Below are 978 nucleotides of genomic sequence, written 5' to 3' on the forward strand. Positions count from 1 at the left end.
AAGGTGTTTTGGGAGTTCTTCAATGATTATGGTGCTCTTGGTATTGCGAGTTGTAAAAGTCATTGCGTGCAAAAAACCGTGTTTGAATTGCTGGTGCTTCCTAAGTTAAAAAAAATTATCCGTGAAAGTGATTTGAAATTCTTTGATGAGGATAGTGTCGCATATGGTAATTCTGTTTTAAATGAGCATGATGAGTATTTTATGTTACTAATAAAAAATATGAGACGCAGTGATTCAGTCATTGATATGTTTTTGAAAATTCCTGAAACGTTCCGCCCCTATCTTTTGTGGTGGCTGACAAAAATGCAACAATTCGAAATAGTTAACCAGATACTGTCAGTACATGAAGAGTACAAAAAAGTTTTGCATGTTATCGACAAAAGTAGCGGGAACAGCTGCCTGCACCAGGTGCTCCATCACAGTCATTTTTATGAATTCCGCACCTTGGTAGAAATGGCTCAACTTCGCCCCCTTTTCGGGCAAGAAAATTTTGAAGGCAAGTTCCCCCATGATTTTTATGGTGCCGCCATTCTGGACGTAGAACCTTCTGATCTGGTGCTATCTCTGAAAATTATTGATTTTTTGTTCGAGGTGCTACCACTGGAAAAGGTTCAGGTATTGCTGGAAAGACTCATTATTGATTTTAAAGGACGCGGTGGCAGGCCTCTGATTCATATTGTGGCTTACGGTCTTCAGAATGGCCTCACCCTAAGGTACTGTCCCAGCATATATCAGAACTCTGAATGTCACACAGACAATATTCAGCAATTAGAAAAGGTATATCCTTTGCTGTCTACTTATCTTCCTGTGACGGCAAATAATTACAAGACACTGGCGGATCAGTTGATTGAAAGCGATCTTTCTTCACAAGCCATTGTCTGTATCCTGGTTGCTCTGCCTGAGCCGTACTCGCGGGAGATTGTGGCGGAACTCCTCCAGCATGATCATGGTTTTGTTAAAGGCCTGTTGAATACCGGG

General features: G+C 41.2%; 1 protein-coding gene. It reads left to right on the plus strand.

What is annotated here, in order from left to right; translation table 11 throughout:
- Window positions 1-978: hypothetical protein (locus tag M3P05_RS20435; RefSeq protein WP_249701980.1), on the plus strand; the 978-nt coding region annotated here is incomplete at both ends.

The organism is Parendozoicomonas callyspongiae (assembly GCF_023502345.1).
Classification (GTDB): domain Bacteria; phylum Pseudomonadota; class Gammaproteobacteria; order Pseudomonadales; family Endozoicomonadaceae; genus Sansalvadorimonas; species Sansalvadorimonas callyspongiae.